Below are 26,642 nucleotides of genomic sequence, written 5' to 3'. Positions count from 1 at the left end.
CTCGGTATAATATAACTATACAGAGTAGAGGTTGATGCCCGGTGCCAAAGCTCTCGCCAAATTTGCCACTGGGACAGCCCCAGTGTCTAAATTTTACTGTTTATTGTTTGGCGCTGCTTTGGCACTGGTCCCGACATACGGTTTGTCCTGGCCCCCCTGCTAGGCTTGGCTTTCCGGCTTCATACCGCTTTGTCCCGGTTCATCCCACCAGACTTTGGACCAGTGCCAAGCATAGAACCTCCCCACATGTAGCAGCTGCCAAAGGCTGCGTTCGCTGTAGCGGCCTCGCAGGCTCGACAGCTGCTACAGCTATTTCATCGCGGACAAACCCTCTCCATCTGCCGCGCTCTGATCTAGTGTTGTATCTAAGAAGTTCGCCGGTATCGCCAACGCCTGCACGAGTGCTTGCCAACCAATAGCCTATGACTGTGGGCCATTGCCAATTCGCTCTGGAGTCAGCAATCTGACGCGACGTTCAAGCCCCGACACTCCGCTGCCCACAGGAGCCCAGCATGACCGCAACTGTTCTGGTACTGGTTGAAACCATCAATGACTACCTGCCGATTCTCGAACGTCAGGGGTTTCATTTGATCCTGGCCCCAACCCCGGCCGAGCGCGCCGCCGCCATTGCCCGACAGGGCAGTCAGATCGAGGCGGTGCTGACGCGCGGCCCATTGGGCCTGTACGCCAATGAAATCGCCGCCCTGCCCAACCTGAAGATCATCTGTGTGATCGGCGCCGGCTACGAACACGTCGACCTGCAAGCCGCCGCCGACCGTGGCATCACCGTCACCAACGGGGCTGGCGTCAATGCCTCTTCCGTCGCCGATCACGCCATGGCGTTGTTGCTGGCGCTGGTGCGGGATATTCCTCGAGCCGATGCCGCCGTGCGTCGGGGCGAGTGGCCGAAAATCATGCGCCCGTCCCTGGCCGGCAAACGCCTGGGCATCCTCGGCCTCGGGGCCGTCGGCATCGCCATCGCCAAACGTGCAGCCAACGGCTTCGACATGAACGTGAGCTACCACAACCGCCAACATCGCAGCGACGTGCCCTATAGCTTCTGTTCGACGCCTACCGAACTGGCACGCCACTCGGATTTTCTGATAGTCGCCGCACCCGGCGGGCTCGGCACCCAACACCTGATCAACAGGCAGGTGCTTGATGCCCTGGGGCCCAACGGCTTCATCGTCAATATCGCCCGGGCCAGTGTGATCGTCACGGCGGACCTGATCAGCGCGCTCGAACAGCGACGGATCGCCGGCGCCGCGCTGGATGTCTACGATCACGAACCCCAGGTGCCGGACGCCCTCAAGGGGTTGGCCAACGTGATTCTGACCCCCCATGTCGCCGGATTGTCCCCGGAGGCCACCCAAGGCACCGTGGAACTGGCCGGCAAAAACCTGACGGCGTTTTTTTCCGGTCAACCGGTACTCACCCCCATTGCTTTACCGCCGCCGTCGGCGGCCGCCCGGCTTCACTAAAGAACGCCCAACAGCGTCCAGAGTCGCCGGGATTCGGCATCAGCGCTGATCAGCTCCCCAAGCAGCTCACTCAGGGGCTTGTTGCCCCACTCCACGCCCCGTTTGATCAGATAGGGAACCGGGCTGTGGGGTTCGGTGCGCGCCAGATAGTCAGCGATCAACAGCAATTGCCGGTACGCCTCTTCACGATTCGCCGGCTCGCTGAACACTTGGGGCGCCGGGATGACTTCCGGCACCGCAGCCGGGCTCGATGCCGCCACCGCAGGCGTTTCGACAGGCGCGGGGGTCGGTTTTCGTGGATGCATGGCGATGAACTCCTGAACCAGCGTCAACAATGCTTTGATCACGTCTTGCAACGCTTTGAAGCCCGGGGCCTGGTTGCCGAGCCAGGTATCACTCCAGTTGTCCAGGCGTTGCAGGTGTTGCAGGCTCAGCAACAGGCTGCCCTGGCTGCGCAACCAGAATGACAACGGAGTGGCGCGAATCTGTTCGGTGAGTTTTTTCTGTTCGTTGCGGGCGTTCTCGGCCGAGGTCTTGGCCGCTTTACTGTCGCTGGCCAGCACCTGTTGCAACTGCAAGCGACGCCAGGCATCCAGACAGAAGCCATCGAATTCTCCGTTGTGCGAATCGAACAGCGGCACTCGGGTCAGCAACACTTCGGTGTAGCGTCGCGCCAGCCATTCGAGCGGTATCACTCGCCATGACTGGTCGCCATCCTCAGCCTGCGGGTGCAGGTGCTCGGGATAGCGCTCGCATAACCCGGCAACCAGCGCCAGGCTGCCCGGTAAGCCTTCGAGCCCGTCCTGATGCAGCCAGGCCTCCCCCAGCCAGGCGCTGAGCATCAAATCCTTGCTGCGTTCGAGCAGCAGGCTCGTGGCAAGCTTTTCCAGTTCCGGCCACTGGGCACGCTTGATCGACGACTGCCACACCCCCGTCGGCAAACTGGTGTCGTCCTCACGGCGCAGTTCGCGCAATCGGTCGAACTCAGGCTCATAACGCAAATCCTGACCACAAGGCGCCTCCTCGCTGATCGGTTCGAGCAGTTGCGCAATCAGTTCCGGCAACGGTGTTGAAGGTTGATTCACAGGCCCTCCTCCTCATGGGATTCAATGGCTGCGGTCGACCGCGTCACCATGAACGGTGAACGCGGGGCCCGGGTCGGCAGGGGCTGAACGGACAGCGGCAATTTCGAGCCCTGGGTCATCAACGACAGGCGCACGAACATCAGGGTTTGCTCCGCGGTGGTGGTGCTGGCCTGCGTGGTCACGGGCAGGCGCAAGGTCAATGGAAAGTCCGTGTAGTCCATGTTCGGCTGGCGCTGCACCGATACATGCGAACGCATCAAGCGCAATAACGACCATGGACCGCTGTACTCCCATCCCGCTTCCAGGTCCCGCACCACCAGGCTCGGCTGTAACGGATCGTTGGCCGGGCGCTGGTAGCCATTCCTGGCCCAACGCAAGGTCAACCGGATCGGTTGGCCGACCATCCAGCGCAGGTTCTGCTGAGCCTCGCCGGGGTAGTTGATCTGTTGATTGCCGGCATTCAAGCCCCAGGCAATCACCTGATCGGCACCGCGTTCTTCCTCTCGGTCGGTGCGCCAGCGCACGTCCATCTCCACTCCCAGCACACCGCTCTTGTCGCGCACGAACATCGGCCCCAGCCAGGTGCTGGCTTGCTTCAGGCGATTGAGAAAGTCTTCGGCGGCCAACCGTTCCGGGGTCTGGCTCTGCGGCAATCCGGCCTGCGCCACCGGCAAACGCTTGTCGATCAGCTCCAGCAAATGCTGAACCCTGGCCGGGTCGGCGTCGGTAGCCTGAAGGCCGTTGGCAAACGGAAAGCGATCCGCCAGGTACTGGTTGAAATAGTTGGCCAGCTCGTTCCACGCCGCCGCGGCCTGTTGCTGTTGCAGGAACTGGCAGCGTTGCATGGCGGTTTGTTGCAGATCCACCGCGCGCAACGCCAATGTTTCGCGCCCGCCGGACAGGTTGGCGGTTTGCAGAATCTGGCCACAGGACGCGACGTCCATTTCGATGAAATCACGGCTCACCAATTGCTCGATCTGTGCCGGCGAACTGGCGGGGTTCTGCTCTTTGTATTTGAGCAGTTCGTCGTTGAGCGCACTGAACTGCGTCACGCGTTCATAATCCAACGCCGAGAGATTCTGTTGCTGGACTTTCAGCCATTCCAGCGCCGAGGTGCGTCGTTCGGTAATACCGAGCATGGTGTTGAATTGCTGATTGAGGCTCAGTTTCAAATCCTGCACGTCGCTGGCGCCATACAGTTGCAGGCCGAGGTTTTTCGAGCCGTCCCACTGGCTGATTTCGGTGCGGCCGCTGAACAGCGGCTGGGCGATGATTTCGTCGAGGCCGCTGACGATGTCCGCCAAGGCCCGGCGATTCAAGGCCGTTTGCAAACGCGTGGCCAAATCGCTGCGGCGCACCTCGATAAAGGCTTTCTGCAAGGCAATCGCCTGGGGCGCCTGCACATTGAAGACGCCACTGTGGACCTGCGCATTGTGCTCGCGCAGGCTCGACAACATGGCCTTGACCACCGCGCCTTCGGCCGCTTGCAACAAGGCGCCGCGATACGCCGGGGGAATGCGTGGCAACTCTTCGGCGGCGTAACTCTTGTAGCTGGCGAAATAGTTCAGCGCACTGTCGAGGTCGTCGCCATCAACGCCCTGCCCTTGCCCATTTGGGGCTTCGGAGCGATCCGCTTGTAAGGCAATGGCCACGAAATCACGCTTGAACAGCGCCTGTACCGCGTTGTTGAGCTGCACCACATGTTCCTGCAAGACCAGTTGTCCGCTGCCTTGCTGAATCAATAAATTATCCCGGGAGCCGGCCTGGACGATCCATTGATCGCGAAAGCTCTGTTGCAGCTTGGCCGCCTGCATTTCCAACTGTTGTTCCAGTTGCGGCCCTAGCAAGGCGCTTTTGCGCACGTTGTCCAGCAACTCGCGATACCCAGGCACCAGGTCCTGACCTTTGCCACGGCCCCACGCCGAATTCGTCAAGCCGATCACGGTTTGCAGGTCATCGACCAGTGCTCGCAAATCCTCGAGCTCGGTGAGGGAGTTGCCACTGCCGGCTTCCAGCCGTTCCAGATGCAGCTTGAGATAACCGGCCTGGCGCACGAAATTGTCGGCCAGGAAATATTGGTCCAGCCAGCGCTCCATGAGCCCGAGGAAATTTTCCTCGATCACCGGGCGCTCGACGGTCAGATCCAGCGGTCGCAAGTCGCTGCCGTCAGCATCGAACAACGCCCGGTTGTAAAAACCGGCGCGGTGCAACGTGCCGACGTTGAGGTTCAGCAACAACGCGTTGTTGCTCAGCAACACCAGGTCTTCGAGGGGAGCCTTGGGATTGTTCAGCGCCTGACTGAACCACTGGTTCTGCTGCTCCAGACGCACCGCACGCTCCACCAGATCCTTGGCCTTGACGTAGTTTTGCCATTGGGCAGGATCTTCGCTTTCGACGTTGCCCCGTCGTTCGGTGTTGCGGATGGTCTTGAGTTGCGCCAGCTCCGCGCTCAACAGGTCGCGCAACGGCAACATCAAATGGCTCTGGGCGGTCAGGCGCAACTCGCTCGCCAACTGCGCATCCAGTGAAGAGAACCAGGAGGTCGGAAATACCACTGAAGTGAAGCTCCAGCCCGGCGCCTTTTCCAGCACTCGCCAGAAACCCTGGACGTTGCGCCGGGTCGACTCCAGCCGATGAGATTCATCGGTGACCGCCGCGTAGTTTTTCTGCGCCCCCTGCAGCAGGCGCGACAGTTCATGGGCCTCCTTGACCGAATCCTGCCAGACCCACAGCATGCCCGCGCCCCAGACCAACGCAACCACCAGCGCCACCCCGCCGGTCACGCGCTGCCAGCGCTGACGCAGGCGTAACAGGCGCGGCACCACCAGCGCCAGACCGCGCTCGGCGACCACCCGCCGCTGCCACAATTGCCGGGCGAAGGCGCTCTGCTGCAACACGGTGTCGTAGGCCGAAAACCCGTCGATGGCGTCGTCCGATGGCTGGTTGGCGGTAAAATAAACACCGCGAAAACGCGGGGCCTCGCCTTGTGCATTGCCCTGGAAAACCGGCTCCAGCAGGCTTTGCAGATTGCGCCGCAACGCTTCGAAACGTTCAGGCAAGCCATACAAATCGACGCTTAACTGCCCGGACAAGGCGCCGATTTCGATGATCGATTCCGCCAGGGCCCGATTGACCTGATCCAGCGCCTGATCACTCCATTGCGCCTGCCAGACCGCATCCGCCCCGTGGGGCGAGGACCAGCCCAGCGTGCATTCGCGGGCCTCGACCGGCAGCGCGGTGATCAACTCCTGAAAGCCCGGCAACTCTTCCATGCCGGTAATGACCACGTACACCGGCAGGCTCAAACCGAAGCGTTGCAACAAATCGATAAAGCGTCTACGCGCCGCCAGGCCGAGGGCCGCCGCCTGCTCGGCATTGCCCAGCCGACTGATCGGCACCGTCCAGATCACTCCGTCCAGCGGACGTTGACTGCGCAAGCGCAGGATCAACCCCAGCAAGCGCCACCAGCCACCCCGTTGCAGGTGCATGCCTTCATCCGGCAAAAACAGCGCCTGGGGCACCACCAATACCGCCCCTTCGGGGTCCGACCACCAGCGACCGAACCAACCCGGTTTGTCGGTGGGCTGCAAACGCCACTGGGTGCACAGCTGGGTGCCCTGGGTTTCGTTGCCGAGCATCAGCAGCCATGGAATCTGATAACGGTCCTGGGTGCCCTGCTCCTGCTCCATCTGCCGCACCGCCAGGTAAAAACTGCGAATCGCCGCCCCGCTTTGCGTGCGCAACCACCAGACCGCCACGGCGACAATCGCCAGCACCAACAGCACGGCGATGATGAGGCCGATAATCCCCAGCGTGCTCATGAGTCTTGCTCCGAGGTGGCCACCGAATCGGTCAGTTGCAAGACCGGTTCGAGCTCCTGACGAATGTCACGCCAGAACAACTGCCCCAACCCGGTCAGCAGCAGGACCACGGCGAGAATCCCCAGGCCCAGGCGAAAACCGTCGGGCAACGAAAGTCGTACCGGCAATTGCAGCGGCGTCACCGCCGAAGGCTGTTCGAGCCGGGCACTGACATCGGCATAATCCGCCTCGTGCTGCCAGGCAAACGTGAACAGCGCCAGGCGCCATTTTTCATGCTGGGCCTGATTCTGTTCGCCCCGCAGCCGCCCCTGAAACCCCAGCACCAGGCACTGCAAATAGACATTGGCCAGATCGCGGGTAGTGGGAACCTGCTCGTCCAGCAGTTCCTTGATGGCCAACGGTATCCGCTCGCCGGCCTGACGACTGGCGTACATCCGCGACTCCAAGGGTTTTTCCTGCCAGGCCGACTGGCCCGGCCACGGCGTGAACAGCAAGGTTTCATCGACCAGCGCGACAAAGGCGTAGACCAACGCTTTGACTTGCTCGGCGGCGGCATCACCGACTTTGGCGAAGGCCGTTCGCCAGAGTCGTTGGGAGATTTGCGTGGACAGTTCGACCACCGCGTCCACCAGCGCCTCGTCTTCGCTGTCCTTGGGCAACTGGCTCCAGTCCTGGGACCATTGCTGCCAGGCCTGACGAAAAGCACTGCTCAGCGGCGCTTCGTGGAGGCCTCGTGTACCCGTCCCGGCATTCCCCTCAGACATATGACGTTCCTTCCTTGATCAAGCACTTTCACTCGCCTGGGCCACAAACAACACCACTTGCCATGGACTGCTGACCAGCCTGGAAGCCGGTGCGGCAATCAGCAACGGCAACTGCCCGTCGAACCATTGGCCTTCGGCCGTCACCACGAACAACCGTGTATCGTCACCGACGCTGTAGGCCACTTGTTCATTGCGACTCATGGCCTGATGGGACAAACCGCTCATGCGCTGACGACTGAGCAGCGCGATGTGCGGCTGCGACGCAATGATCGCCCCGCTCAGCCATTCGCTGGCGGCCTGCTCACTGGCACCGTTGGGCATGCGCAAACCGATGACCAGCCGTTGGCTCGGCTGGTCGTCGGGCAATTGAATCGAGAAGAACTGTTCGCTGCGTTCGAATGCCAGGCTGCGATAACCGGCGCGGATCAGTTCGAGGGTCTTTTCCAGCCAATCGAGTACAGCTTCATAACCGCGCTGCAGTTCAAGAAAATCCAGCGGCGCGAAGGCCGGAACCCCGGCCAATGGATCGAGCGCCGACCAGGCGCCGGCCAGCCCCAGCAACAAGCCATACAACGCCTGCGGCGTGGCCACTCGACTGCTCAGCAGACCTTCGACCTCCGGCAGCCGCGCCCAGAGCGCGGTCAACTGGCGCCGAATTTCCATCGCGTCGTCCTGATTGCCGGCCTGTTGCGCCTGGCGCAAACGACCGGCCAGGAACATGCATTTCTCCCGCGCCCTGGCGCACAGCCCCGCCACGCGGCGACCCACGACCGACTCGGGCAACAGGCACGGTGTCGGCGGTGTGTAAGGCAACTGAAGAAAGCCGCCACCTTCCTTGCGAATCCTCAGCAGCGGCAGGCAGACGGAATCCGCCTTGTTCAGTTGCGTGCACAAACGCGGGTTCGGACGCCAGACGGTGATCGATTCGGGGTACTCGCCACTGGTGAGGTCCGGCAATGCGTCGCCGACCACCGACTGCAATCGCCCCTTGAGCGGCAGCAATTGCCCGGCGCGCCACAGCGGGCTGATTGCCAGGTACACGGTGACGGTGGCGTTGTCCGTGGCATCGATCGCTTCACTGACGTCGAGCTCCAGCATCGGCCCCACACCGGCCTGCAGATTGACTGGCAAACCGTCCGGCAAGGTCGCCTGCACATTGATCAATCGTACGAGCCCGGCGCTCAATGCCGAAGGATCGAACTCAACACGAGTCACGCCCCAGAACCACGGATTACAGGCCTGGGCGAAATGCGCCACCAGCGCCTCGGCCCGCAGCCCTTGCAACTGAAAATGCTGGGGCAATAACTGCATGCCCTCATGCCAGCAAACCGCGTCAGGTAGCAGACTCATACGATTCCCTTCGACCTCTCGTGGCGCCGCGCAAAAAAATGGGCGGCCTGACTTGAACACCGCAGCCCCTGTGGGAGCGAGCCTGCTCGCGATAGCGGTGGGTCAGCCAACATGGATGCTGAATGTACCGCCGTCATCGCGAGCAGGCTCGCTCCCACAAGTTTGCGCACCTCAACCTCTGTGTTCAGTTCGGGTGATCGCTGACCAGCGTCATCTCGCGACTGTCGAACTTGAGCCAGGCGTTGCTCTGATCGTCCAGCCGTAACCGGTGTGCTCCGGGAGTGTTATAGCTGGCGAAGACTAAAAGTCCAGCCGCCCGCTTGCCCCCCAGCGGGAAGGGTTGTTTGTCGATGAATTGACCGGGTACCAGCTCCAGTCCCCAGACCGTCATCAGCTGCCGGTAGTCGCGCTGGAACTGCTCGCGTTCGGCGAACCACTGGCGGGCGGTGATGCCCGACAACTGCTTGAGCAGATCCACGTCGTTCACCGCAATGAAGTCCACCGCGATCGGCGTGTCATCGTTGGCGCGGGGCGCGACGTCCAGCGTCAGGTTATCGAGGTCGACACGAGGCCCGAACAACGAACACCCGGCGAGCGACAGCAGCACAAGCAAAGAAAAAAGACGTGTGTACAAATTGAATTTTCCTTTTCTCGACACGGTCCAAAATTGTTTTTTGTTTGCTTTTTTATAGACCTGTTCTAGCGTCTTGGGTAGTTCGGTCGGCACGACGAATGTGGAAGGTTCGTCAAAGGAATGACAGGTCCTCTGCCCTCCCTTTCTAACCTACGGTCCAGTAAGGGAATGCGATGAAACGGGCCTCCCGATGCATTGCACCCGCCTCATGCATCGGAGTCAGCCACCATGGCAGAAAGTACTCAGCACAAGCTAGACAGGGTTCGCCCACCCCGGGTGCAAATCACCTACGACGTCGAAATCGGCAACGCGATCGAGAAAAAAGAATTGCCGTTGGTTGTCGGTATTCTTGCCGACCTCTCCGGCAAACCTCTCGAACCACTCCCGAAATTGAATGAACGGCGTTTCACCGAAATCGACCGCGACAACTTCAATGAAGTCCTCGCCTCGATCGGCCCGCGCGCCACCTTGCAGGTCACCAACACCCTCAGCGGCGATGACAGCAAACTCAACATCGAGTTGAACTTCAAACACATCGATGACTTCGACCCGGTCAAGGTGGTCGAGCAAGTCACTCCGCTGCGGCGCCTGTTCGAAGCTCGCCAGCGTCTGCGCGACCTGCTGACCAAGCTCGACGGCAACGATGATCTGGACAAGCTGTTGCGTGACGTCATTGCCAACACCGAGGGACTGCAAGAGATCAAGTCGGCCCGTCCGGAAGCCGCCGCGCCTGCCCCCGCAGGCGATGCAGAAGTACCGGCCGAACCACAAGCTTGATCGTTCATCCACTTAGGGAGAATTCGCCATGCCCGCCTCATCCGCCGCCCAGAGCCAAGCCAGCGACAGTGCAGCCCAGACCTTGTCTCTGCTCGATGAAATAATCGCCAAAGGCCGCATGGCCCATGACGACAGCCAGCAGGATTACGCCCGCGACATGCTCGCGGAATTCGCCACCCAGGTACTCGACGAAGGCATGGCCATCGACAAGGACACCGTGGCGATGATCAACGACCGCATCAGCCAGATCGACGAGCTGATCAGCGCTCAGCTCAACGAAGTGTTGCACCACCCGGACCTGCAAAAACTCGAAGCGTCCTGGCGCGGCCTGCACATGCTGGTGCAGAACACCGAGACCAGTACCCGGCTGAAATTGCGCCTGCTCAACGTGACTCAAAAAGAGTTGCAGAACGACCTGGAAAAAGCCGTCGAGTTCGACCAGAGCGCACTGTTCAAGAAGATCTACGAAGAGGAATACGGCACCTTCGGCGGCCATCCGTTCAGCCTGCTGGTGGGTGACTACACCTTCGGCCGGCACCCGCAGGACATCGGCCTGCTGGAGAAACTCTCGAACGTCGCCGCGGCCGCTCACGCGCCGTTCATTGCCGCTGCCAGCCCACGGCTGTTCGACATGAACAGCTTCACCGAACTGGCGGTGCCGCGGGATCTGTCGAAAGTGTTCGAGAGCCAGGAACTGATCAAATGGCGCTCGTTCCGCGAAAGCGAAGATTCGCGCTACGTGTCGCTGGTGCTGCCGCACTTCCTGCTGCGCCTGCCTTACGGTCCTGATACGTCGCCGGTGGAAGGCATCAATTACGTCGAAGACGTCAACGGCAGCGACCACGGCAAGTACCTGTGGGGCAACGCCGCGTGGGCCTTGTCGCAACGGATCACCGAAGCCTTTGCCAAATACGGCTGGTGCGCGGCGATTCGCGGTGCCGAAGGTGGTGGGGCGGTGGAAGGCCTGCCGGCCCATACCTTCCGCACCACCTCGGGCGATCTGTCGCTCAAATGCCCGACCGAAGTGGCGATCACCGACCGTCGTGAGAAAGAGCTCAACGACCTCGGCTTCATCGCCCTGTGCCACAAGAAAAACAGCGACGTGGCGGTGTTCTTCGGCGGCCAGACCACCAACAAATCCAAGCTGTACAACACCAACGAAGCGAACGCCAACGCGCGGATTTCGGCAATGCTGCCGTACGTGCTTGCAGCCTCGCGCTTCGCGCACTACCTGAAGGTGATCATGCGCGACAAGGTCGGCAGTTTCATGACCCGCGACAACGTGCAGACCTACCTCAACAACTGGATCGCCGACTACGTGCTGATCAACGACAACGCGCCGCAGGAGATCAAGGCGCAATACCCGTTGCGTGAAGCCCGGGTGGATGTGACCGAGGTGGCCGGCAAACCGGGGGCCTACAAGGCCACGGTGTTCCTGCGACCGCACTTCCAGCTCGAAGAGCTGACCGCGTCGATCCGCCTGGTCGCGACCCTGCCGCCACCGGTAGCTGCCTGACCGCTGAAACCTGTGGCACCACTGGAGTCTGTGGCAGCACTGAAACCTGTGGCGAGGGAGCTTGCTCCCGCTGGGCTGCGAAGCGGCCCCAAAAACGGGACTGCTGCGCAGTCCAGCGGGAGCAAGCTCCCTCGCCACAGGTTCAGTGTTTGGCTTAACAGATTCAGTGTTCGACTTAACAGATTCAGTGTTCGGCTTAACAGGTTCAGTGTCCGGCTTAATTGATTGGCATTGGGTATTCACCCACTTGTCTATAGCGATTACTTTCAGGAGTTTCATGCGATGGATGCAATCATTCTCGACCTCGGCGGCGACATCAAAGGCGATAGCCTGCTCGAGGGTTACAAGGACAAGATCGAAGTCATGTCCTACAGCCACAACGTGGCGATGCAGGTGACCAACGACGTCAGCAACTCGGAGCGGACCTCCGGCAAGCCGCACATCGGCGAGTTCACCCTGACCAAATTCGTCGACAGCTCGACGCCCTCCCTCAACGAGTATTGCTGCGCCGGCAAACCGATCCCCGAAGCCAAGATCACCATCGGCCGCAACGCCGCCGAGGGCAGTGGCCAGCTGATGCCGTTCATCATCTACACCCTGACCAACGTGGTGCTGTCCAACGTCAGCGTCAGTGGCGGTACGGGTGGCAAACCGGTGGAAACCATTTCCCTGAACTTCACCAAGATCAAATGGGAGCTCACCGCCCAGAAAGACGACGGCACCAAGGAAGGCACGGCCGCCTCGACCTGGGACATGGCCGCCAACAAACTCATCAAAGCCAAGTAAGCGGACGCGTCGGCCATGGCAGGCACCGGCATTGTTCCGCCGTTGTTCGAGCGCCTCGCCGCAAGCGAGGTCGACACCGTGCAGGTGTTCGATCGCCAGGGGTTGCTCGACTCGGTGCACACGGAGTTGCTGCGGCTGTTCAATACCCGACGCGGCCAACGCCCACTGACCTCTCCGCCGAGCATTCTCGACTACGGCATCGCTGACTGGACCGCCTTGCAACAGCAGCGCAGCGATGACCGTCGTCAGTTGGCGCGGGAAATCCGCGAGGCGATCACCCATTTCGAACCGCGCCTGCAACTGGGCGAGGTCGAGGTCAATCCGGTCCCCGGCCATCCGCAGCAACTGAGCATTCGGCTACTGGGCGAGTTGCGCAGCGGCCAGCAGCACTGGCCCGTGGCATTTGTCATCGAGAAGGCCAGCCATGGCCTTGAGGTGCGTCATGAGCGACTCGATTGACCCGCAACTGCTCGATTACTACCAACGCGAACTGACCTGGCTGCGCCACGCCGGGAGCGTTTTTGCCGAGCGTTATCCCAAGGTCGCCAGACGCCTGGAACTGTCCCCCGGTGAATGTCCCGACCCGCACGTCGAACGCCTGCTCGAAGGTTTCGCCTTGCTCGCGGCACGCCTGCAACGGCGGCTCGACGACGACTACGCCGAATTCAGCGACGCCTTGCTCGAACAACTTTATCCGTTGGCCATGCGGCCGCTGCCGTCCTGCGCGATCGTGCAGTTCGAGCCGGACCCGAGCAAGGGCAACCTGGACGATGGTTACCCATTGCCACGGGACACACCGCTGTTCGTCACCACCAGCAAAGGCGAGAGCATCCACTTTCGCACCAGCGCCGCGGTTCGACTGTGGCCGGTGGAAATCAACGAAGCGCTGTTGCTGGGCAGCGACGAAGCCCAGGCCCTGACCGGTGTGGCGCAGGCGCGCTCAGCCCTGCGCCTGAGCCTGCGTTGCCTCGGTGAAAGCCAGTGGTCGACGCTTACCATCAAACAGTTGCGCGTGCACCTGGCTGCCTCGCCGGTGATCAACGCCTGCCTGTATGACCTGCTCGGCGCCCATGCCGTGAAGGTGCTGGCCGGACCGGTCGGCAGCGTGCCGAAAGTGCTGGCGGGGTTGCCAGATATCGTCGGTTTTGCCAGCGACGAAGTGCTGTTGCCGGACGAGGACGGCGTGCATCCGGGCATGCGCCTGCTCGCCGAGTACTTCGCCTTTGCGGACAAATTCAACTTCTTCGACATTCCATTGGCCGGCGCCACCAGCGACAGCCAGACGCTGTACCTGTACATCGTCTTCGATCGTGCCCCGGCCAACCGCCTGCACCTTCAGGCCAGCGACTTCGCCTTGGGCTGTGCGCCGGCGATCAACCTGTTTCCACGAACCTCGGAGCCCCTGCGCCCGGACGGTACCCGCAGCGAGTATCGCCTGATCGCCGACAGCCACCGGGAAAACAGCGTCGAGATCCATAGCATCCGGGGGATGCGCGCCAGCTCCGCCCAAGGTGTGCAACGGGTGCCGGCTTATTATGGCAGTCAGCACGGCGGCACCGACAAACAGTGCTATTGGCACGCGCGACGGGTCAGCGGCATGACCCCGAATCGCCTGGGCACCGACTTGATGGTGAGCCTGGTGGACACCCGGCTCGACCCGCTGTCCGAGGCCAACGAATACAGCCTCACCGCCGAACTGCTGTGCACCAACCGGCATCTGGCCCAGAGCCTGCCGGCCGGCACGCCACTGGGCTTCGAGCGACCGGGGCCGGTGGCCTGGGCCCGGTTGCGCAACCCACCCAGCCCGCAAAGCCTGCCGCGCCTGGACGGCGAGTCCCGTTGGCGGCTGGTGTCGCAACTGACCCTCAATCATCTATCACTGGTCGAGGGGCCGCAGGCGCTGGATGCCCTCAAGGAAATCCTCCAGTTGCACAACCTGCGTGACGAAGCCAGTGCCCTGCGGCAGATCGAAGGCTTGCTCGGCCTTGGCTGTGAACGGGTGATCGCCCATGTCGGCGAAGATGCCTGGCGCGGCTGGCGCAATGGGCTGGAAGTTCAGCTGCAACTCGATCCGCAGCATTTCGTCGGCAGCAGCGCGGTATTGTTTTCAGCAGTGCTGGCGCAATTCTTTTCACTCTATGCCACCGCCAATCGCTTCGTGCGCACGGTACTGGTCCAGTCAGATAAGGAGGTCAAGACATGGCAACCCCAAGCCGGCATGCCGCTGTCCCTCTGAGCCTGAGCCAGAAGCTGCGGCGCGATCCGCAGGCGTTCGAGTTGCTGCAAGCGTTGCTGCTGCTGGAGCGCGAACACCCGCAAGCCGAATCCCTGGGCAGCGGCACCGCCCCTCAAGCGGAAGCCTTGCGCCTGCGCGGGCCGTTGACGCCACTGTTTTCCGCCAGCGAAATCGAAAACCTGACCCAGGAAGCGGGCCAGCCACCGACGCTCACGACTCCAGTGTTTGGCCTCGGCGGACCGGACGGCCCCCTGCCCTACGCCTATCAGGAATGGCTGCAACAACGCGCCCGGGCCAAGGATCATGCACCGGCCGAGTTCCTCGACCTGTTCCAGCATCGCTTGCTCAGCCTGCTGTACAAAGTGATGCGCAAACACCGGATTGCGGTCGGCTTCACAGCCCCCGGCGCGTCGCCGGTGCAGGCGCAACTGCGGGCGCTGACCGGGTTGTTGCCCAAAGCCTTGCAGGAACGTCAAGCCGTACCCGACTCCGCCGTACTGGCGTGCAGCGCGCTGTTTGCCGACGGTCGTCGCTCCCTGGCCGGTTTCGCCGCGATCGTGCGCGAGCACTTCGAATTGCCGGTGGCACTCAGCGCCTACGAAGGTGCCTGGCGGGAAATCCCGCCCGCCAGTCGCAGCCGCCTGCAACCGGGTGGGCGCAATCTGCAACTGGGCCGCAGCGCCGTGGCCGGCACCCGGGTCTGGGATGAACATGCCGGCATCCGCCTGAGCCTCGGCCCGCTGACCTCGGCGCAGGCAGCGCGGTTTCTGCCGGATGGCGAATCCCATCCGGCGCTGGCCAGCCTCAGCGCGTTGTATTTCGGCCCCGATCTGGATTGCACGCTGGTGCTGTTGGTGCGTGGCGCCAGCCCGATGAAACTCGGTCGCCAGGCGCCGCCCTTGCTCAGTTGGAACGGCGGCCTGCAACGCCAGACCAGCCTCGCCGTGCAACGGATCGAAACCCGCCTTCGTCAGCTGGAGATCACCTGAACATGGAACTGGCCAGCCTGATCGGACGCCTCAACCCGGACAACCGCCGCGCCCTCGAACGAGCCGCGCAACGCTGCCTGCAACGGGGTCATCATTACGTCGAAATAGAGCACTTGTTGCTGGAACTGCTGGACATCGAGGGCGGCGACTTCGCCTGGCTGCTGCCGCGCTTCGGCCTGGAGCGCGATGCCCTGACGGCGGAAATCAACAAGGCCCTGGAACTGTTCAAATCCGGCAGCACCCGTACCCCGGCGCTCTCGGCGCAAACCATCGGCCTGCTCGAAGACGCAGTGGTTCAGGCCAGCGTGCTCGGCCTCGAGAGCATCCGCTCGGGCTTGCTGCTGCTGGCCTTGCTCGACCGCGACGAACGCCGCAGCCTGCTGCTCAATAGCGCCTCGTCGCTGTTGAAAATTCCGCGGGAAGCATTGCGCAACAACCTGCTGGAGTGGACCGAAAGCTCGCGCGAACACGTCGGCGGCACACGTCCTGCCAATGCCGGCAAACCGCAGCCGAAACAGGATTCGGTGCTCGATCAGTACACCCAGGACCTGACCGCCGACGCCCATGCCGGGCGCATCGACCCCATCGTCGGCCGCGACGGCGAGATTCGCCAGTGCATCGACATCCTGCTCAGACGTCGGCAGAACAACCCGATCCTGGTCGGCGCGCCGGGCGTGGGCAAGACAGCAGTAGTCGAAGGCCTGGCCCTGCGGATTGCCGCCGGCGATGTGCCGCCGTCATTGCAGGAAGTCAGCCTGCGGGTACTCGACCTCGGTCTGTTACAGGCCGGCGCCGGGGTCAAGGGCGAGTTCGAACAGCGGCTCAAAGGCGTGATCGACGCGGTGCGCAGTGCCGACAAACCGATCATTCTGTTTATCGACGAAGCCCACACCCTGATTGGCGCTGGCGGCGCGGAAGGCGGTAGCGACGCGGCCAACCTGCTCAAACCGGCGCTGGCCCGTGGCGAGTTGCGCACCCTGGCCGCGACCACCTGGCTTGAGTACAAAAAATACTTCGAGAAAGACCCGGCCCTGGCCCGGCGATTTCAGTTGGTTCAGGTGGAGGAACCGGACGAAACCACCGCCGTGGAAATGCTCCGTGGCGTGGCCGCAAAACTGGAACAGCACCACGGCGTGCAGGTGTTGGACGCGGCGATTCACGAAGCGGTGAAACTGTCCCATCGTTACATCTCCGGGCGCCAATTGCCGGACAAGGCCATCAGCGTGCTCGACACCGCCTGTGCCCGGGTCGCCCTCGGCCAGCACGATGTACCGCCACCGCTGGAAAGCCTGCGCCATCGCCAGCAGAGCCTCAAAGACGAAGTCGAACGCCTGCGTCGTGAACAGGCCACCGGGCTCGATCACCGTGAACGCATCACCCTGCTGGAAACCGAATCCGTGGGTAACGTGCAGGCCATTCGCGACCTGGAAATCCGCTGGAACGAAGAACGGATCGCCGTGCGCGAACTGCTGGAAACCCGTCGCGAATTACTCACCTTGAGCGAACGCGCCGACAACGACAAACCGGACGAAGCCACCGATAGCCGCATCGATCATCTGGCCGCCGAACTGGTACGGCTCGAGGCCGGTCTGGACGCCATTCGCCAGGACGACCCACTGGTGCCGGAACAGGTCGACGCCAAAACCGTGGCCGCCGTGATCGCGGGCTGGACCGGCATTCCAGTGGGTAAAATGCTCGCCGACGAAGCCCACGCCGTGCGCACCCTCGGCCAGCGCATGGGCCAGCGAGTGATGGGCCAAAGCACCGCGCTCAACACCATCGCCCAACGCCTGCAAGCCTACCGCGCCGGCCTCACCGACCCGCAAAAACCAGTCGGCGTATTCCTGCTGGTCGGCCCCACGGGCGTGGGCAAAACCGAAACCGCTTATGCGTTGGCCGACGCGCTGTACGGCGGCGAACGCAACCTGATCAGCATCAACCTCTCCGAATACCAGGAAGCCCACACCGTCAGCCAACTCAAAGGCGCCCCTCCCGGTTATGTCGGTTACGGCAGCGGTGGCGTACTCACCGAAGCGGTGCGGCGCAAACCCTATTCCGTGGTGTTGCTGGATGAAATCGAAAAGGCCCACCCGGACGTGCTCGAAGCCTTCTACAACGTCTTCGACAAAGGCGTGATGGAGGACGGCACCGGGCTGGTGGTGGACTTCAAAAACACCGTGATGCTCGCCACCAGCAACGTCGGGGCTGAGTTGCTGCTCGATACACCGGTCGCGCAACTGGGCACCGATGCTTTCAACGAAGCGCTGCATAACGTGCTGCTGAAAGCCTTTCGCCCGGCGTTTCTGGCGCGCATGACGGTGGTGTCGTATCGGCCGCTGGATGAGGCGACGCTGGAAGGGATTGTGTTGGCGAAGCTGGAGAAACTGCGCGGCCGGTACAAGGCCGCGACCGGGAAGCAATTTGAGTTCGATGCCGGGATTGTGCAGGCGGTGTTGGCCAAGTGCAGTGCGGCGGGTGCGAGGGATGTTGAGAATGTGTTGATGACGCAGGTGACGGGGAAGTTGGCGGAGTGGGTGTTGGAGTAAGTCCCGCCCATGAAGCCAAAGAGCAACTTCGAGCTACAGAGAAACTGAATATTTGAAAAGCAGATCAATCTGAATTACCGAAGGAGCCCAGCATGCCAATCACCATCGTTATCGGCACAGGTATTTCGTCAGCCGCCTATCTCCTGTCTGTCAAACAGTATCTAAAATCTGTGAATCAGACATTAGGTGCCGTTGGCGTGGTGGGCGGCGCCGATCTCTGGCAAAAAATGAGTCACGATCACGCCATGGGACAACCCAGGCAACTGCTGACCGGGAACCTGCTCGGTCACGGTCGGGAAGACCGAGGATTTACCTCTGCTCAACTTTCAGAGCGAAGTTTCCTGACCGCAGGACAATTTTCGCAAACCATACAACACTACCTGACCCGCCATTCTTGCGCCCAGCTACCTGATTCATATATCTCTCGAATTACCAAAGAAGGCTCAAAGTATTTGCTGACCACTCATGTCGAAGGCGAAATCGGCGGAACCATTGTCTGCGACAACGTCATCTTCGCGCCGGGGCCCGGCCCGGCCCGACCACTCGCTACCGAAGCGGGAAATCTGTCGGAAGAAGACATCAGAGGCTTCGGCAATTGCGTGATCAAAGGCAATGATTTCATGTCCCCGGATTGGGCAACGCCGCTCAGTCTCTCACCGGAAAAAACTACCGTTGCGATATACGGTGGATCTGCGACTGCGGCCTGGGCTGTAGAGCTGGCCGATATACGAAGAATGAATGTGATTTGCTGGTTCACTCGCCCAGGACGTGGCGACACCGCCTGGAACACAGAGGCCAGGTTCAGCGAAGCGTTCCCGGCGGGCGACAGGAACAACACGGTGCAGGAGCATTTCGCAGGCGTTCGATGTGTTTACAAGTTGATGCGCATAGAACGAGTGGAAAGTTCGACCAAGCTGCGACTGGTCTTCGAGCGATCGGATGGGCATGTAGTTATTACACTTGTCGATCTTCTGATCTATGCCCTGGGTGCCGAGCACACACTCAGGCAAGGGGTGAGAGGTGTACTGGCGCCTGAGCTTGCCGCGAACCTCGTGGCCTTTTACGACAGAAACCTTGCCATCAGTTCAGTACCCTCATTATTGGCGATCGGAACTACAGATCGCTCATTAATGGTCATTGGGTCGGCTATGAGCAGTGCCGCCGGGTTTACCGGAAGCGCTCTACAACTACAAGGCGACGCCAGCCGAACCATTGCCGCACTGGCCAACTACAAAGACATCAGCAATACCCTTCCCGCTGCGGCCAGGCCCACAGAGGGGATTGCCATGGTCATGGCAGGCGTTGAAGCACTGAACGAATTCGTACCGGCAACACCCGTGAGGGGAGGAAGAACGCGCACGTATTTTACGCCCCGATTAACGACCAGTGACGGAGAACTGCCTAGAGGCTCAGCGAACCCGGATGCCTACCAATCCTCCACCCATCACATCGACTTCGAATGGGACATCAACTTCAACACCAGCAATCGTACACAACTGGCTGTTTATATTGCTCAGACGACAGACCTTTCACCCTTTGCCGCTAACCTGGCCGTGGCGTTGATTGTATATTTAAGGACCCGCCCCGAGAGCGTACGGGGGCTTAGCGATCCACAAGTAACGACTATTATCCGCTGCGCTGATGCGATCTATAAAAAACTGGTCGAATTGAACCATGACCTTGATGCGCAATTGTTGCACTTCGACAAGATATGGGGCCCCGAACAGCATGTCGCCAACTGTGTTGGATATGTAACCACTACAGCGGAGTGGAAAATGTACTGGCGCAGCAAGGGAATAGTGTTGGCATGAATGCCGGGCAAGCAAGTCACTTGCTTGAAACAAGATGCAATAGAAGGGGCAGTCTTTTAACGACGACGCTGACTCATTGACCACCTGAGGCCATTCAATGCCCCGCACCACCGACAGCAACACCAGCCTCTCCCTCACCGCCGCTTCGCTGTCGGCGCTTTACCCTGAGTCGCTGTCCGGCGAAGAAACCCTCAATGCGCTGGGCACGCAAACCCTCAACGGCCTCAACGACGGCGCCTCCCTCACCCTGACCACAGCCGTCGCTACGCATGTCACCACCACCCTGCACAACGACGCCCTGACCCGCCCAATGGACTCACTGGTCGCCGAAATCCGCCAACTCCCCGCCGACGCCACTGCCGAGCGCTATCAGCTTGTTCTAAAGCCATGGCTCTGGTGGCTGACCCTGGCCAGCAACAACCGCGTGTTCCAGAACCTCAGTACCTCGGACATCGTCACCACGATTTTCAAGGCTCACGGTTTTACCGATTTCCTGCTGAAGCTCAGCGGCACTTATACCCCACGCGAATACTGCGTGCAGTACGGTGAAACCGATTTCGTTTTCGTTTCGCGGTTGCTGGAGGAAGACGGGATTTTCTGGTTTTTCACTCATGAGAGCGGTAAGCACACGCTGGTGTTGGGTGACAGTAACGATGCGTTTGTGCAGATCCCCAACGGGCCGAAGGTGAATTATCTTGGCCAGCAGTTGGGCGAGCGTGAACTGCACGGCATTCGCTCCGGGCAGGTCTGCGTGCAAGCGGTGGCCGGTGTCTATCGGGCGACGGATTACGAGTTCACCACCCCGTCCACTTCGCTGTACGGTCAGGCCGAAGCGGTGGCCGGACCACGCTCGATGTACGAGCATCCGGGTGGGTACAACGCCAAGGCCCGGGGCGATGCGCTGACCAAGCAGCGGGTCGACGGGTTGCGCAGTCAAGAGAAGCGCTTTGTCGGTGAGAGCGACTGCCGCTGGCTGGTGCCGGGGCACTGGTTCACCCTCGCCGGGCACGATGATTCAACGTTGAATATCGATTGGGTGGTGACGGCGGTCACTCACCAAGCCAGCCATGACAGTTATCGCAACCGCTTCGAAGCGATCCCCAAAGCCACGCCTTACCGCCCGACACGCATCACACCTAAACCGCGCATGCACACGCAAATGGCGATCGTCGTTGGCAAGTCGGGCGAAGAAATCTGGACCGACGAATACGGCCGGATCAAGTTGCAGTTCCCGTGGGATCGCGACGGCAAGAACGACGAAGCCAGTTCCTGCTGGGTCCGGGTGGTGTTGCCCTGGAGCGGCAAGGGTTTTGGTATGCAATTTGTCCCGCGCATCGGCCAGGAAGTCATCGTGACCTTTATCGACGGCGACCCGGATCGACCGTTGGTGACCGGTTGCGTCTACAACGGTGACAACGCCCTGCCCTATGCGCTGCCGGCGAATCAGACCCAGTCGGGGATCAAGACCCAATCGTCCAAGGGCGGAGGGGGTTTCAACGAGTTGCGCTTCGAGGACAAGAAGGATGCCGAAGAAGTGTTTTTGCAGGCGCAAAAGGATCTGAAGTTCAACGTGCTCAACGACACCACCGCCACCGTCGGTCATGACGAAACCCTCACCGTACAAAATGCCCGCACCCGCACGGTGAAAGAAGGCGACGAGACCGTCACGCTGGAGAAAGGCAAACGCAGCGTGACCATCCAGACGGGCAGCGACAATCTCGATGTGAAGGACAGTCGTACGGTAACCGTGGGCGCTGACCAGACCCATAGCACTGGGGGAAATTACACACACAAGGTCACCGGTGATTACAGCCTGACGGTGGACGGCAACCTGACCATCAAGGTGACCGGCACCCTGACCCTGCAAAGCGGCGGCAGTTTCACGATCAAGAGCGGCGCCGATCTGGCGGCCGAGGCCAGTACTTCGATCAGCCAGAAGGCCGGCACGTCCCTGAGCAATCAGGCTGGCACCTCGTTGGAAAACAAGGCCGGCACGACGATGACCAACGATGCCGGAATCAGCCTGACCAACAAGGGCGCCGCTTCGCAGACCGTGGATGGCGGCGGCATGCTGACCATCAAGGGTGGTCTGGTGCAGGTCAACTGACAAGGAGAACCCATGGCCATCACCCCGCTGGACTTGCAGCAGAACGATAAACAGCTCAAAGGTCGCTTGCTCGATGGCCAGCTCGACGGTGCGCTGCACATCAAGGATGACGGACGCGCGCAGGCTGATTTGCACTACAGCCAGGGCGAACTGCAAGGCACCACTCTGCTCTACCACCCCAATGGCAAGGTCTCGGCGCAGCTACCGTTTGTCCGTGACAAGCTGCAAGGGATCGCCAGTTTCTATGCCCCCGAAGGCGGGCTGCAGCGCAAGGCGACTTACCGCCGAGGGCTGCTGCATGGCGAGGCGTTCAATTACTTTCCCGACGGCCAACTGGCCGAGGCCGAGTTCTACCGTGACGGCGTGCGCGACGGCCGTTATCAGCGTTTTCATCCCAATGGCAAACCTGCGGTCGAGGCCCGTTACCTCAACGGTCAATTGCTGGAACCGGAACAAGGCTTCGCCAGCGACGGACGACCGCTGGATGCGGACGGCAAGCCGATCTCACGGATACGCTGGTGGTTCAGGCGCTGGAGCGATCCTGCTCAAGCCTAAAGCCTTGTTTTGGCTGAGATGCCCCCATCGCGGGCAAGCCCGCTCCCACAGTGATCACTGTTGTTCACACATACTGCATTCACAGGAGATCCCCTGTGGGAGCGGGCTTGCCCGCGATGAGGCCCTCACATCCAGCATCAATGTCGCCCAACATACCGCCTTCGCGAGCAGCCCACTCCCACAGTTTGATCGTGTGAATCAGGGAATCAGCATCTGCATTTGTCCCGGCATCACAATCTTGATCACCCCGGCCCAGTTGCACATCAGGGTGCTGTTGGCATCGATGGCCGGCATGCCGCCCAGCAGCAGGGTCGGCGCACCGCCGGGGATCCAGGGGGTGGCGGTGGCGGGAATGCACGGCATCGGCGTCAGTACGCCAAGTGCTGCAGCGGTAGCCGCGGCGACCATCGGGTTGGCCATGCTCATGCACGTGCCGAACGGCATGACGTTCACCAGCGGAATGTGGTCCATGATGTTCGCCGCCGGCATCCCCCCGGTCATCGTGCGGTTCACCGGCAGCACGTTGAGTACCGCCGGCGCCGCGCCGAAACTGCATTGCAGGGTCGCGGTGGAGCAAACTTGCGGACAGCCCATGTCGAATCTCCTTCCTGGAAGCGGTGCTCCCTGAACCATAGTCCGCCGAGCCTGTTCGCGCACATCAGGAACGCTGATTATCCGGCAACACGCTAACCTATAAGACCGTGCCGCGCTTGTGGCCACCCCGGCGCGCCATTAGATTAGCCAATGATGTCTGGCCTCCAAAATAAGCAGAAGGGATAAGCATGGCGCTTACTGACCAGTCCACCCGTATCCGCACCGGCGAAGAACTCGATGCCAGCCTGATCGATCCGTACCTCAAGGCGCACATTCCGGGCCTGAGTGGCTTGCCTGTGATCAGCCAGTTTCCGGGCGGTGCGTCGAACCTGACTTACCTGCTGGAATACCCCGAACAGGAGTTCGTCCTGCGTCGGCCACCGTTCGGCCACAAGGCCAAGTCCGCCCATGACATGGGCCGTGAATTTCGCATCCTCAATCAGCTTCGGGACGGCTTTCCCTATTGCCCCAAAGCCTACGTGCACTGCACCGATGAGTCAGTAATCGGCGCCGAGTTCTATGTGATGGAGCGGGTCAAGGGCATCATCCTGCGCGCCGAACTGCCGCCGGAACTGGAGCTTGATTCAGCGAAGACCGAAGCCCTGTGCAAAAGCTTCATCGACAAGTTCGTGGAATTGCATCGGGTCGACTACAAGGCCTATGGCCTGGGTGACCTCGGCAAACCCGAAGGTTATGTTGCGCGGCAAATCAAAGGCTGGAGCGAGCGCTACGAAAAAGCCCTGACCCCGGATGCGCCGAAGTGGGAAGCGGTGAAGACCTGGCTCAACGACAAGATGCCGGCCGATCACCCGACGTCGAGCATCGTCCACAACGATTACCGCTTCGACAACGTGATCCTCGACCCCGACAACCCGATGCAAATCATCGGCGTGCTGGATTGGGAGCTGACCACCCTCGGCGATCCGCTGATGGACCTGGGCAACACCCTCGCCTACTGGATCGAGGCCAATGACCCGGCGCCGGTGCAACTGATGCGCCGCCAGCCAAGCCACGCCCCCGGCATGCTGACCCGCCGCGAATTCGTCGATTACTACGCCGAACGCTCCGGCATCCAGATCGACAATTTCGACTTCTACTACGCCTACGGCCTGTTCCGTCTGGCCGGCATCGTGCAGCAGATCTACTACCGCTTCTTCCATGGTCAGACCCAGGACAAACGCTTCGCGCAGTTCATTCACATGAACAAACTGCTGGAGCAGATGAGCCTGCAAGTCATCTCGAAATCCAGCCTCTGATCACGGCCGCAGATCGGGCCCAAAAACAAGGAAAAATCATGTCCAAGACTCAGTTGTTCGACCTCGACGGCAAGATCGCTTTCGTCTCCGGCGCCAGCCGCGGTATCGGTGAAGCCATCGCCAAACTGCTGGCGCAGCAAGGTGCCCATGTGATCGTCTCGAGCCGCAAGCTCGACGGTTGCCAGCACGTCGCCGACGCGATCATCGCCGCCGGCGGCAAGGCCACCGCCATCGCCTGCCACATCGGTGAAATGGAGCAGATCACCCAGGTCTTCGCCGGTATCCGCGAACAGTTCGGGCGCCTGGACATTCTGGTCAACAACGCGGCGACCAACCCACAGTTCTGCAACGTGCTGGACACCGACCTCAGTGCCTTCCAGAAAACCGTCGACGTGAACATTCGCGGCTATTTCTTCATGTCGGTGGAAGCCGGCAAGCTGATGCGCGAACACGGTGGCGGCAGCATCATCAACGTCGCCTCGATCAACGGCATCTCGCCGGGGATCTTTCAGGGCATCTACTCGGTGACCAAGGCAGCCGTGATCAACATGACCAAAGTCTTCGCCAAGGAGTGCGCGCAATTCGGCATTCGCTGCAACGCCCTGCTGCCGGGTCTGACCGATACCAAATTCGCTTCGGCGCTGGTGAAGAACGACGCCATTCTGAAAACCGCGCTGCAGCAGATTCCGCTCAAGCGTGTGGCGGACCCGAGTGAAATGGCCGGTGCGGTGTTGTATCTGGCGAGTGATGCGTCGAGCTACACGACCGGGGTTTCGCTGAATGTGGATGGCGGGTTCCTGTCCTGATCCGGTTCTGCGAATAAACCGAAGGCAGCCTAAGGCTGCCTTTTTTGTTTCCCATGTGTGCACACCATTTCCGACGCTTCTATCGGATCCAGCACGAGAATATTTATTCCACCATTTGCATATTGGGAATATTTATTCCATAAGTAGCCCTCCTGAATATAAAAACCCAAAGGACCCCGGCTATGCGCGAACTCGGTATCGGACTCATCGGCACAGGTTTCATGGGCCGCGCCCACGCCTTGGCCTTTCGCAACGTCAGCGCTGTTTTTGAATTACCACTGAAGCTCAAACTCACCGCCCTCGCTGACGCCGATCCGCAGCGCGCCCGCCACTGCGCCGAGAGCTGGGGCTTCGATGCCGCGCACAGCGACTGGCAACAGCTGATCAATGACCCCAAGGTCAACCTGATCGCCATCACCACCCCCAATCACCTGCACTATCCCATGGCCATGGCCGCCCTCGCCGCCGGCAAACCGGTGTACTGCGAAAAACCGCTGGCCGTGAACCTCGAACAAGCCAGTGCCATGCGCCTTGCCGCCAAAGCTGCCGGCGTGGTGACGCGGGTCGGTTACAACTACCAGCACAACCCGATCATCGGCCTGGCTCGGGATTTGATTCAAAACGGAGCGTTGGGGCAGATCATCAGTTTCCAGGGCGAGTTCAGCGAAGACTTCATGGCCGATCCCGTTTCACCCTGGTCCTGGCGCTGCGACGCCGATTACGCCGGCGGTGCCTTGGCAGACCTGGGCAGTCACTTGCTGGCCATGGCCCGTCATCTGCTGGGCGATGTCGAGGCGGTGTGCGCGGACACCCAGACCGTGCACGGGCAACGCCCCGTTACGTTGGGCGGTCAGGAACGACGCGAGGTCGCGGTCGACGATCAGGTCCACGCGTTGCTGCGGTTCGCCAACGGCGCGCGCGGGACATTCAGCAGCAGTTGGCTCAAACACGGTTACAAGAATCACCTGAGTTTTGAAATCAGCGGCACCCAGGGCACCCTGGCGTTCGATCAGGAACGCTTGAATGAACTGCGGCTGTATCGCACGGGGCAAGGCGGCTTCCAACGGTTGTTGGCGGGGCCGGACTTGCCGGGTTACGCCGCCTTCAGTCCGGCGCCGGGGCACCAGTTGGGTTACAACGAACTCAAGACCCTGGAAGTGCATGAGTTGGTAATGGCGCTGGCCGGCCTCGGTCAGGACGGAACGGATTTCGAGCAGGCGTGGGAAGTCGAACGCCTGGCGACGGCGATTCGTTTGGCGGCACGCGAGTCGCGGTGGGTCAGGATCGAGGAAGTCTGACCTGCTACTCAAGCCACACCCGCCGGTCGCACATCGCGCCGGTACACCTGACCCGGCTTACTGAGTGACGCAACGGGTCAGGGTCGTGGTCCGGGTCACCTGCCCCTCAGCCCTCATATCACCCTGCACATCGGTACTTTCGGTGGTCGAACAGGTACGAACCGGTGTCGGTGGCGGCGCAGCGGGCGGTGGAGGCGGCGGACTGGCGCAACCTCCCAGAATCGCCACAC

Annotated in this window: 20 protein-coding genes; 14 read left to right on the top strand and 6 right to left on the bottom strand. The window is 61.1% G+C overall.

What is annotated here, in order from left to right:
* Nucleotides 1-512 precede the first annotated feature (512 nt).
* Nucleotides 513-1,481, top strand: a complete 969-nt coding sequence (locus AACY49_RS13020; RefSeq protein ID WP_320390848.1) for a 2-hydroxyacid dehydrogenase — start codon at nucleotides 513-515, stop codon at nucleotides 1,479-1,481.
* Here AACY49_RS13020 and tssA read toward each other — a convergent pair.
* The 5 genes from tssA to AACY49_RS12995 form a co-directional block, all read right to left on the bottom strand.
* Nucleotides 1,478-2,566 (bottom strand): type VI secretion system protein TssA, encoded by a 1,089-nt coding sequence (gene tssA / locus AACY49_RS13015; RefSeq protein WP_258696098.1) that lies wholly within the window; start codon nucleotides 2,564-2,566, stop codon nucleotides 1,478-1,480. The two genes, AACY49_RS13020 and tssA, sit on opposite strands and share 4 nt — an antisense overlap.
* Nucleotides 2,563-6,387, bottom strand: coding sequence for a type VI secretion system protein (locus AACY49_RS13010; RefSeq protein ID WP_339524175.1), 3,825 nt, complete (start codon nucleotides 6,385-6,387; stop codon nucleotides 2,563-2,565). Before AACY49_RS13010 ends, tssA begins: the two co-directional genes overlap by 4 nt.
* Complete coding sequence (locus tag AACY49_RS13005) at nucleotides 6,384-7,151, bottom strand: DotU family type IV/VI secretion system protein (protein WP_258696100.1); 768 nt, start codon at nucleotides 7,149-7,151, stop codon at nucleotides 6,384-6,386. The genes AACY49_RS13010 and AACY49_RS13005 overlap by 4 nt, the downstream gene beginning before the upstream one ends.
* A gap of 18 nt (nucleotides 7,152-7,169) precedes the next feature.
* Nucleotides 7,170-8,501: a type VI secretion system baseplate subunit TssK gene (gene tssK / locus AACY49_RS13000; protein WP_339524172.1), complete on the bottom strand. Its 1,332-nt coding sequence runs from the start codon at nucleotides 8,499-8,501 to the stop codon at nucleotides 7,170-7,172.
* Between the two features lie 184 nt (nucleotides 8,502-8,685).
* Nucleotides 8,686-9,135 carry a type VI secretion protein gene (locus tag AACY49_RS12995; protein WP_320390853.1) on the bottom strand — a complete coding sequence of 150 codons (450 nt, stop codon included), beginning with the start codon at nucleotides 9,133-9,135 and terminating at the stop codon, nucleotides 8,686-8,688.
* Between the two features lie 228 nt (nucleotides 9,136-9,363).
* Between AACY49_RS12995 and tssB the strand changes: the two genes are divergently transcribed.
* The 10 genes from tssB (at nucleotide 9,364) to AACY49_RS12945 (ending at nucleotide 22,458) form a co-directional block, all read left to right on the top strand.
* Nucleotides 9,364-9,912, top strand: a complete 549-nt coding sequence (tssB, locus tag AACY49_RS12990; RefSeq protein WP_320390854.1) for a type VI secretion system contractile sheath small subunit — start codon at nucleotides 9,364-9,366, stop codon at nucleotides 9,910-9,912.
* 28 nt (nucleotides 9,913-9,940) lie between these two features.
* Nucleotides 9,941-11,428, top strand: coding sequence for a type VI secretion system contractile sheath large subunit (gene tssC, locus AACY49_RS12985; protein WP_258696104.1), 1,488 nt, complete (start codon nucleotides 9,941-9,943; stop codon nucleotides 11,426-11,428).
* Between the two features lie 282 nt (nucleotides 11,429-11,710).
* Nucleotides 11,711-12,214 carry an Hcp family type VI secretion system effector gene (locus tag AACY49_RS12980; protein ID WP_258696105.1) on the top strand — a complete coding sequence of 168 codons (504 nt, stop codon included), beginning with the start codon at nucleotides 11,711-11,713 and terminating at the stop codon, nucleotides 12,212-12,214.
* Between the two features lie 15 nt (nucleotides 12,215-12,229).
* Nucleotides 12,230-12,673 (top strand): type VI secretion system baseplate subunit TssE, encoded by a 444-nt coding sequence (gene tssE, locus AACY49_RS12975; protein WP_258696106.1) that lies wholly within the window; start codon nucleotides 12,230-12,232, stop codon nucleotides 12,671-12,673.
* Nucleotides 12,657-14,450, top strand: a complete 1,794-nt coding sequence (gene tssF / locus AACY49_RS12970; RefSeq protein ID WP_258696107.1) for a type VI secretion system baseplate subunit TssF — start codon at nucleotides 12,657-12,659, stop codon at nucleotides 14,448-14,450. The genes tssE and tssF overlap by 17 nt, the downstream gene beginning before the upstream one ends.
* Complete coding sequence (gene tssG / locus AACY49_RS12965) at nucleotides 14,414-15,439, top strand: type VI secretion system baseplate subunit TssG (protein WP_258696108.1); 1,026 nt, start codon at nucleotides 14,414-14,416, stop codon at nucleotides 15,437-15,439. Before tssF ends, tssG begins: the two co-directional genes overlap by 37 nt.
* Before the next feature lie 2 nt (nucleotides 15,440-15,441).
* Complete coding sequence (tssH, locus tag AACY49_RS12960; protein ID WP_339524165.1) at nucleotides 15,442-17,985, top strand: type VI secretion system ATPase TssH; 2,544 nt, start codon at nucleotides 15,442-15,444, stop codon at nucleotides 17,983-17,985.
* 92 nt (nucleotides 17,986-18,077) lie between these two features.
* Nucleotides 18,078-19,796, top strand: a complete 1,719-nt coding sequence (locus tag AACY49_RS12955; protein ID WP_258696110.1) for a hypothetical protein — start codon at nucleotides 18,078-18,080, stop codon at nucleotides 19,794-19,796.
* A 97-nt stretch (nucleotides 19,797-19,893) separates the two neighbouring features.
* Nucleotides 19,894-21,903, top strand: coding sequence for a type VI secretion system Vgr family protein (gene tssI / locus AACY49_RS12950; RefSeq protein WP_339524162.1), 2,010 nt, complete (start codon nucleotides 19,894-19,896; stop codon nucleotides 21,901-21,903).
* A 12-nt stretch (nucleotides 21,904-21,915) separates the two neighbouring features.
* The gene (locus AACY49_RS12945; RefSeq protein WP_339524160.1) at nucleotides 21,916-22,458 is read left to right on the top strand and encodes a toxin-antitoxin system YwqK family antitoxin; all 543 of its coding nucleotides are present in this window, start codon (nucleotides 21,916-21,918) and stop codon (nucleotides 22,456-22,458) included.
* A 198-nt stretch (nucleotides 22,459-22,656) separates the two neighbouring features.
* Here AACY49_RS12945 and AACY49_RS12940 read toward each other — a convergent pair whose 3' ends face one another.
* Nucleotides 22,657-23,052, bottom strand: a complete 396-nt coding sequence (locus tag AACY49_RS12940) for a DUF4280 domain-containing protein (protein ID WP_258696113.1) — start codon at nucleotides 23,050-23,052, stop codon at nucleotides 22,657-22,659.
* 188 nt (nucleotides 23,053-23,240) lie between these two features.
* Here AACY49_RS12940 and AACY49_RS12935 point away from each other — a divergent pair, with 188 nt between their 5' ends.
* From AACY49_RS12935 to AACY49_RS12925, 3 genes are all read left to right on the top strand, one after another.
* Nucleotides 23,241-24,308: a phosphotransferase family protein gene (locus AACY49_RS12935; protein ID WP_339524158.1), complete on the top strand. Its 1,068-nt coding sequence runs from the start codon at nucleotides 23,241-23,243 to the stop codon at nucleotides 24,306-24,308.
* A 38-nt stretch (nucleotides 24,309-24,346) separates the two neighbouring features.
* On the top strand, nucleotides 24,347-25,114 hold the full coding sequence (locus AACY49_RS12930; RefSeq protein ID WP_030130434.1) for an SDR family oxidoreductase: 768 nt from the start codon (nucleotides 24,347-24,349) through the stop codon (nucleotides 25,112-25,114).
* A 182-nt stretch (nucleotides 25,115-25,296) separates the two neighbouring features.
* Nucleotides 25,297-26,412, top strand: coding sequence for a Gfo/Idh/MocA family protein (locus AACY49_RS12925; RefSeq protein ID WP_339524152.1), 1,116 nt, complete (start codon nucleotides 25,297-25,299; stop codon nucleotides 26,410-26,412).
* Nucleotides 26,413-26,642: the final 230 nt, after the last annotated feature.

Source organism: Pseudomonas sp. EL_65y_Pfl2_R96, assembly GCF_963970905.1.
GTDB lineage: Bacteria > Pseudomonadota > Gammaproteobacteria > Pseudomonadales > Pseudomonadaceae > Aquipseudomonas.
Note: the sequence above shows the minus strand (reverse complement) of the source record. Positions and strands in the feature narration are given on the sequence as shown.

What these genes read in the sequence shown, in the direction of transcription:
- AACY49_RS13020 (WP_320390848.1), top strand. Translation starts at nt 513, where the DNA reads ATGACCGCAACTGTTCTGGTACTGGTTGAAACCATCAATGACTACCTG.
- AACY49_RS13010 (WP_339524175.1), bottom strand. Translation starts at nt 6,387, where the DNA reads ATGAGCACGCTGGGGATTATCGGCCTCATCATCGCCGTGCTGTTGGTG.
- AACY49_RS13005 (WP_258696100.1), bottom strand. Translation starts at nt 7,151, where the DNA reads ATGTCTGAGGGGAATGCCGGGACGGGTACACGAGGCCTCCACGAAGCG.
- tssK (WP_339524172.1), bottom strand. Translation starts at nt 8,501, where the DNA reads ATGAGTCTGCTACCTGACGCGGTTTGCTGGCATGAGGGCATGCAGTTA.
- tssB (WP_320390854.1), top strand. Translation starts at nt 9,364, where the DNA reads ATGGCAGAAAGTACTCAGCACAAGCTAGACAGGGTTCGCCCACCCCGG.
- tssC (WP_258696104.1), top strand. Translation starts at nt 9,941, where the DNA reads ATGCCCGCCTCATCCGCCGCCCAGAGCCAAGCCAGCGACAGTGCAGCC.
- AACY49_RS12980 (WP_258696105.1), top strand. Translation starts at nt 11,711, where the DNA reads ATGGATGCAATCATTCTCGACCTCGGCGGCGACATCAAAGGCGATAGC.
- tssE (WP_258696106.1), top strand. Translation starts at nt 12,230, where the DNA reads ATGGCAGGCACCGGCATTGTTCCGCCGTTGTTCGAGCGCCTCGCCGCA.
- tssF (WP_258696107.1), top strand. Translation starts at nt 12,657, where the DNA reads ATGAGCGACTCGATTGACCCGCAACTGCTCGATTACTACCAACGCGAA.
- tssG (WP_258696108.1), top strand. Translation starts at nt 14,414, where the DNA reads ATGGCAACCCCAAGCCGGCATGCCGCTGTCCCTCTGAGCCTGAGCCAG.
- tssH (WP_339524165.1), top strand. Translation starts at nt 15,442, where the DNA reads ATGGAACTGGCCAGCCTGATCGGACGCCTCAACCCGGACAACCGCCGC.
- AACY49_RS12955 (WP_258696110.1), top strand. Translation starts at nt 18,078, where the DNA reads ATGCCAATCACCATCGTTATCGGCACAGGTATTTCGTCAGCCGCCTAT.
- tssI (WP_339524162.1), top strand. Translation starts at nt 19,894, where the DNA reads ATGCCCCGCACCACCGACAGCAACACCAGCCTCTCCCTCACCGCCGCT.
- AACY49_RS12945 (WP_339524160.1), top strand. Translation starts at nt 21,916, where the DNA reads ATGGCCATCACCCCGCTGGACTTGCAGCAGAACGATAAACAGCTCAAA.
- AACY49_RS12940 (WP_258696113.1), bottom strand. Translation starts at nt 23,052, where the DNA reads ATGGGCTGTCCGCAAGTTTGCTCCACCGCGACCCTGCAATGCAGTTTC.
- AACY49_RS12935 (WP_339524158.1), top strand. Translation starts at nt 23,241, where the DNA reads ATGGCGCTTACTGACCAGTCCACCCGTATCCGCACCGGCGAAGAACTC.
- AACY49_RS12930 (WP_030130434.1), top strand. Translation starts at nt 24,347, where the DNA reads ATGTCCAAGACTCAGTTGTTCGACCTCGACGGCAAGATCGCTTTCGTC.
- AACY49_RS12925 (WP_339524152.1), top strand. Translation starts at nt 25,297, where the DNA reads ATGCGCGAACTCGGTATCGGACTCATCGGCACAGGTTTCATGGGCCGC.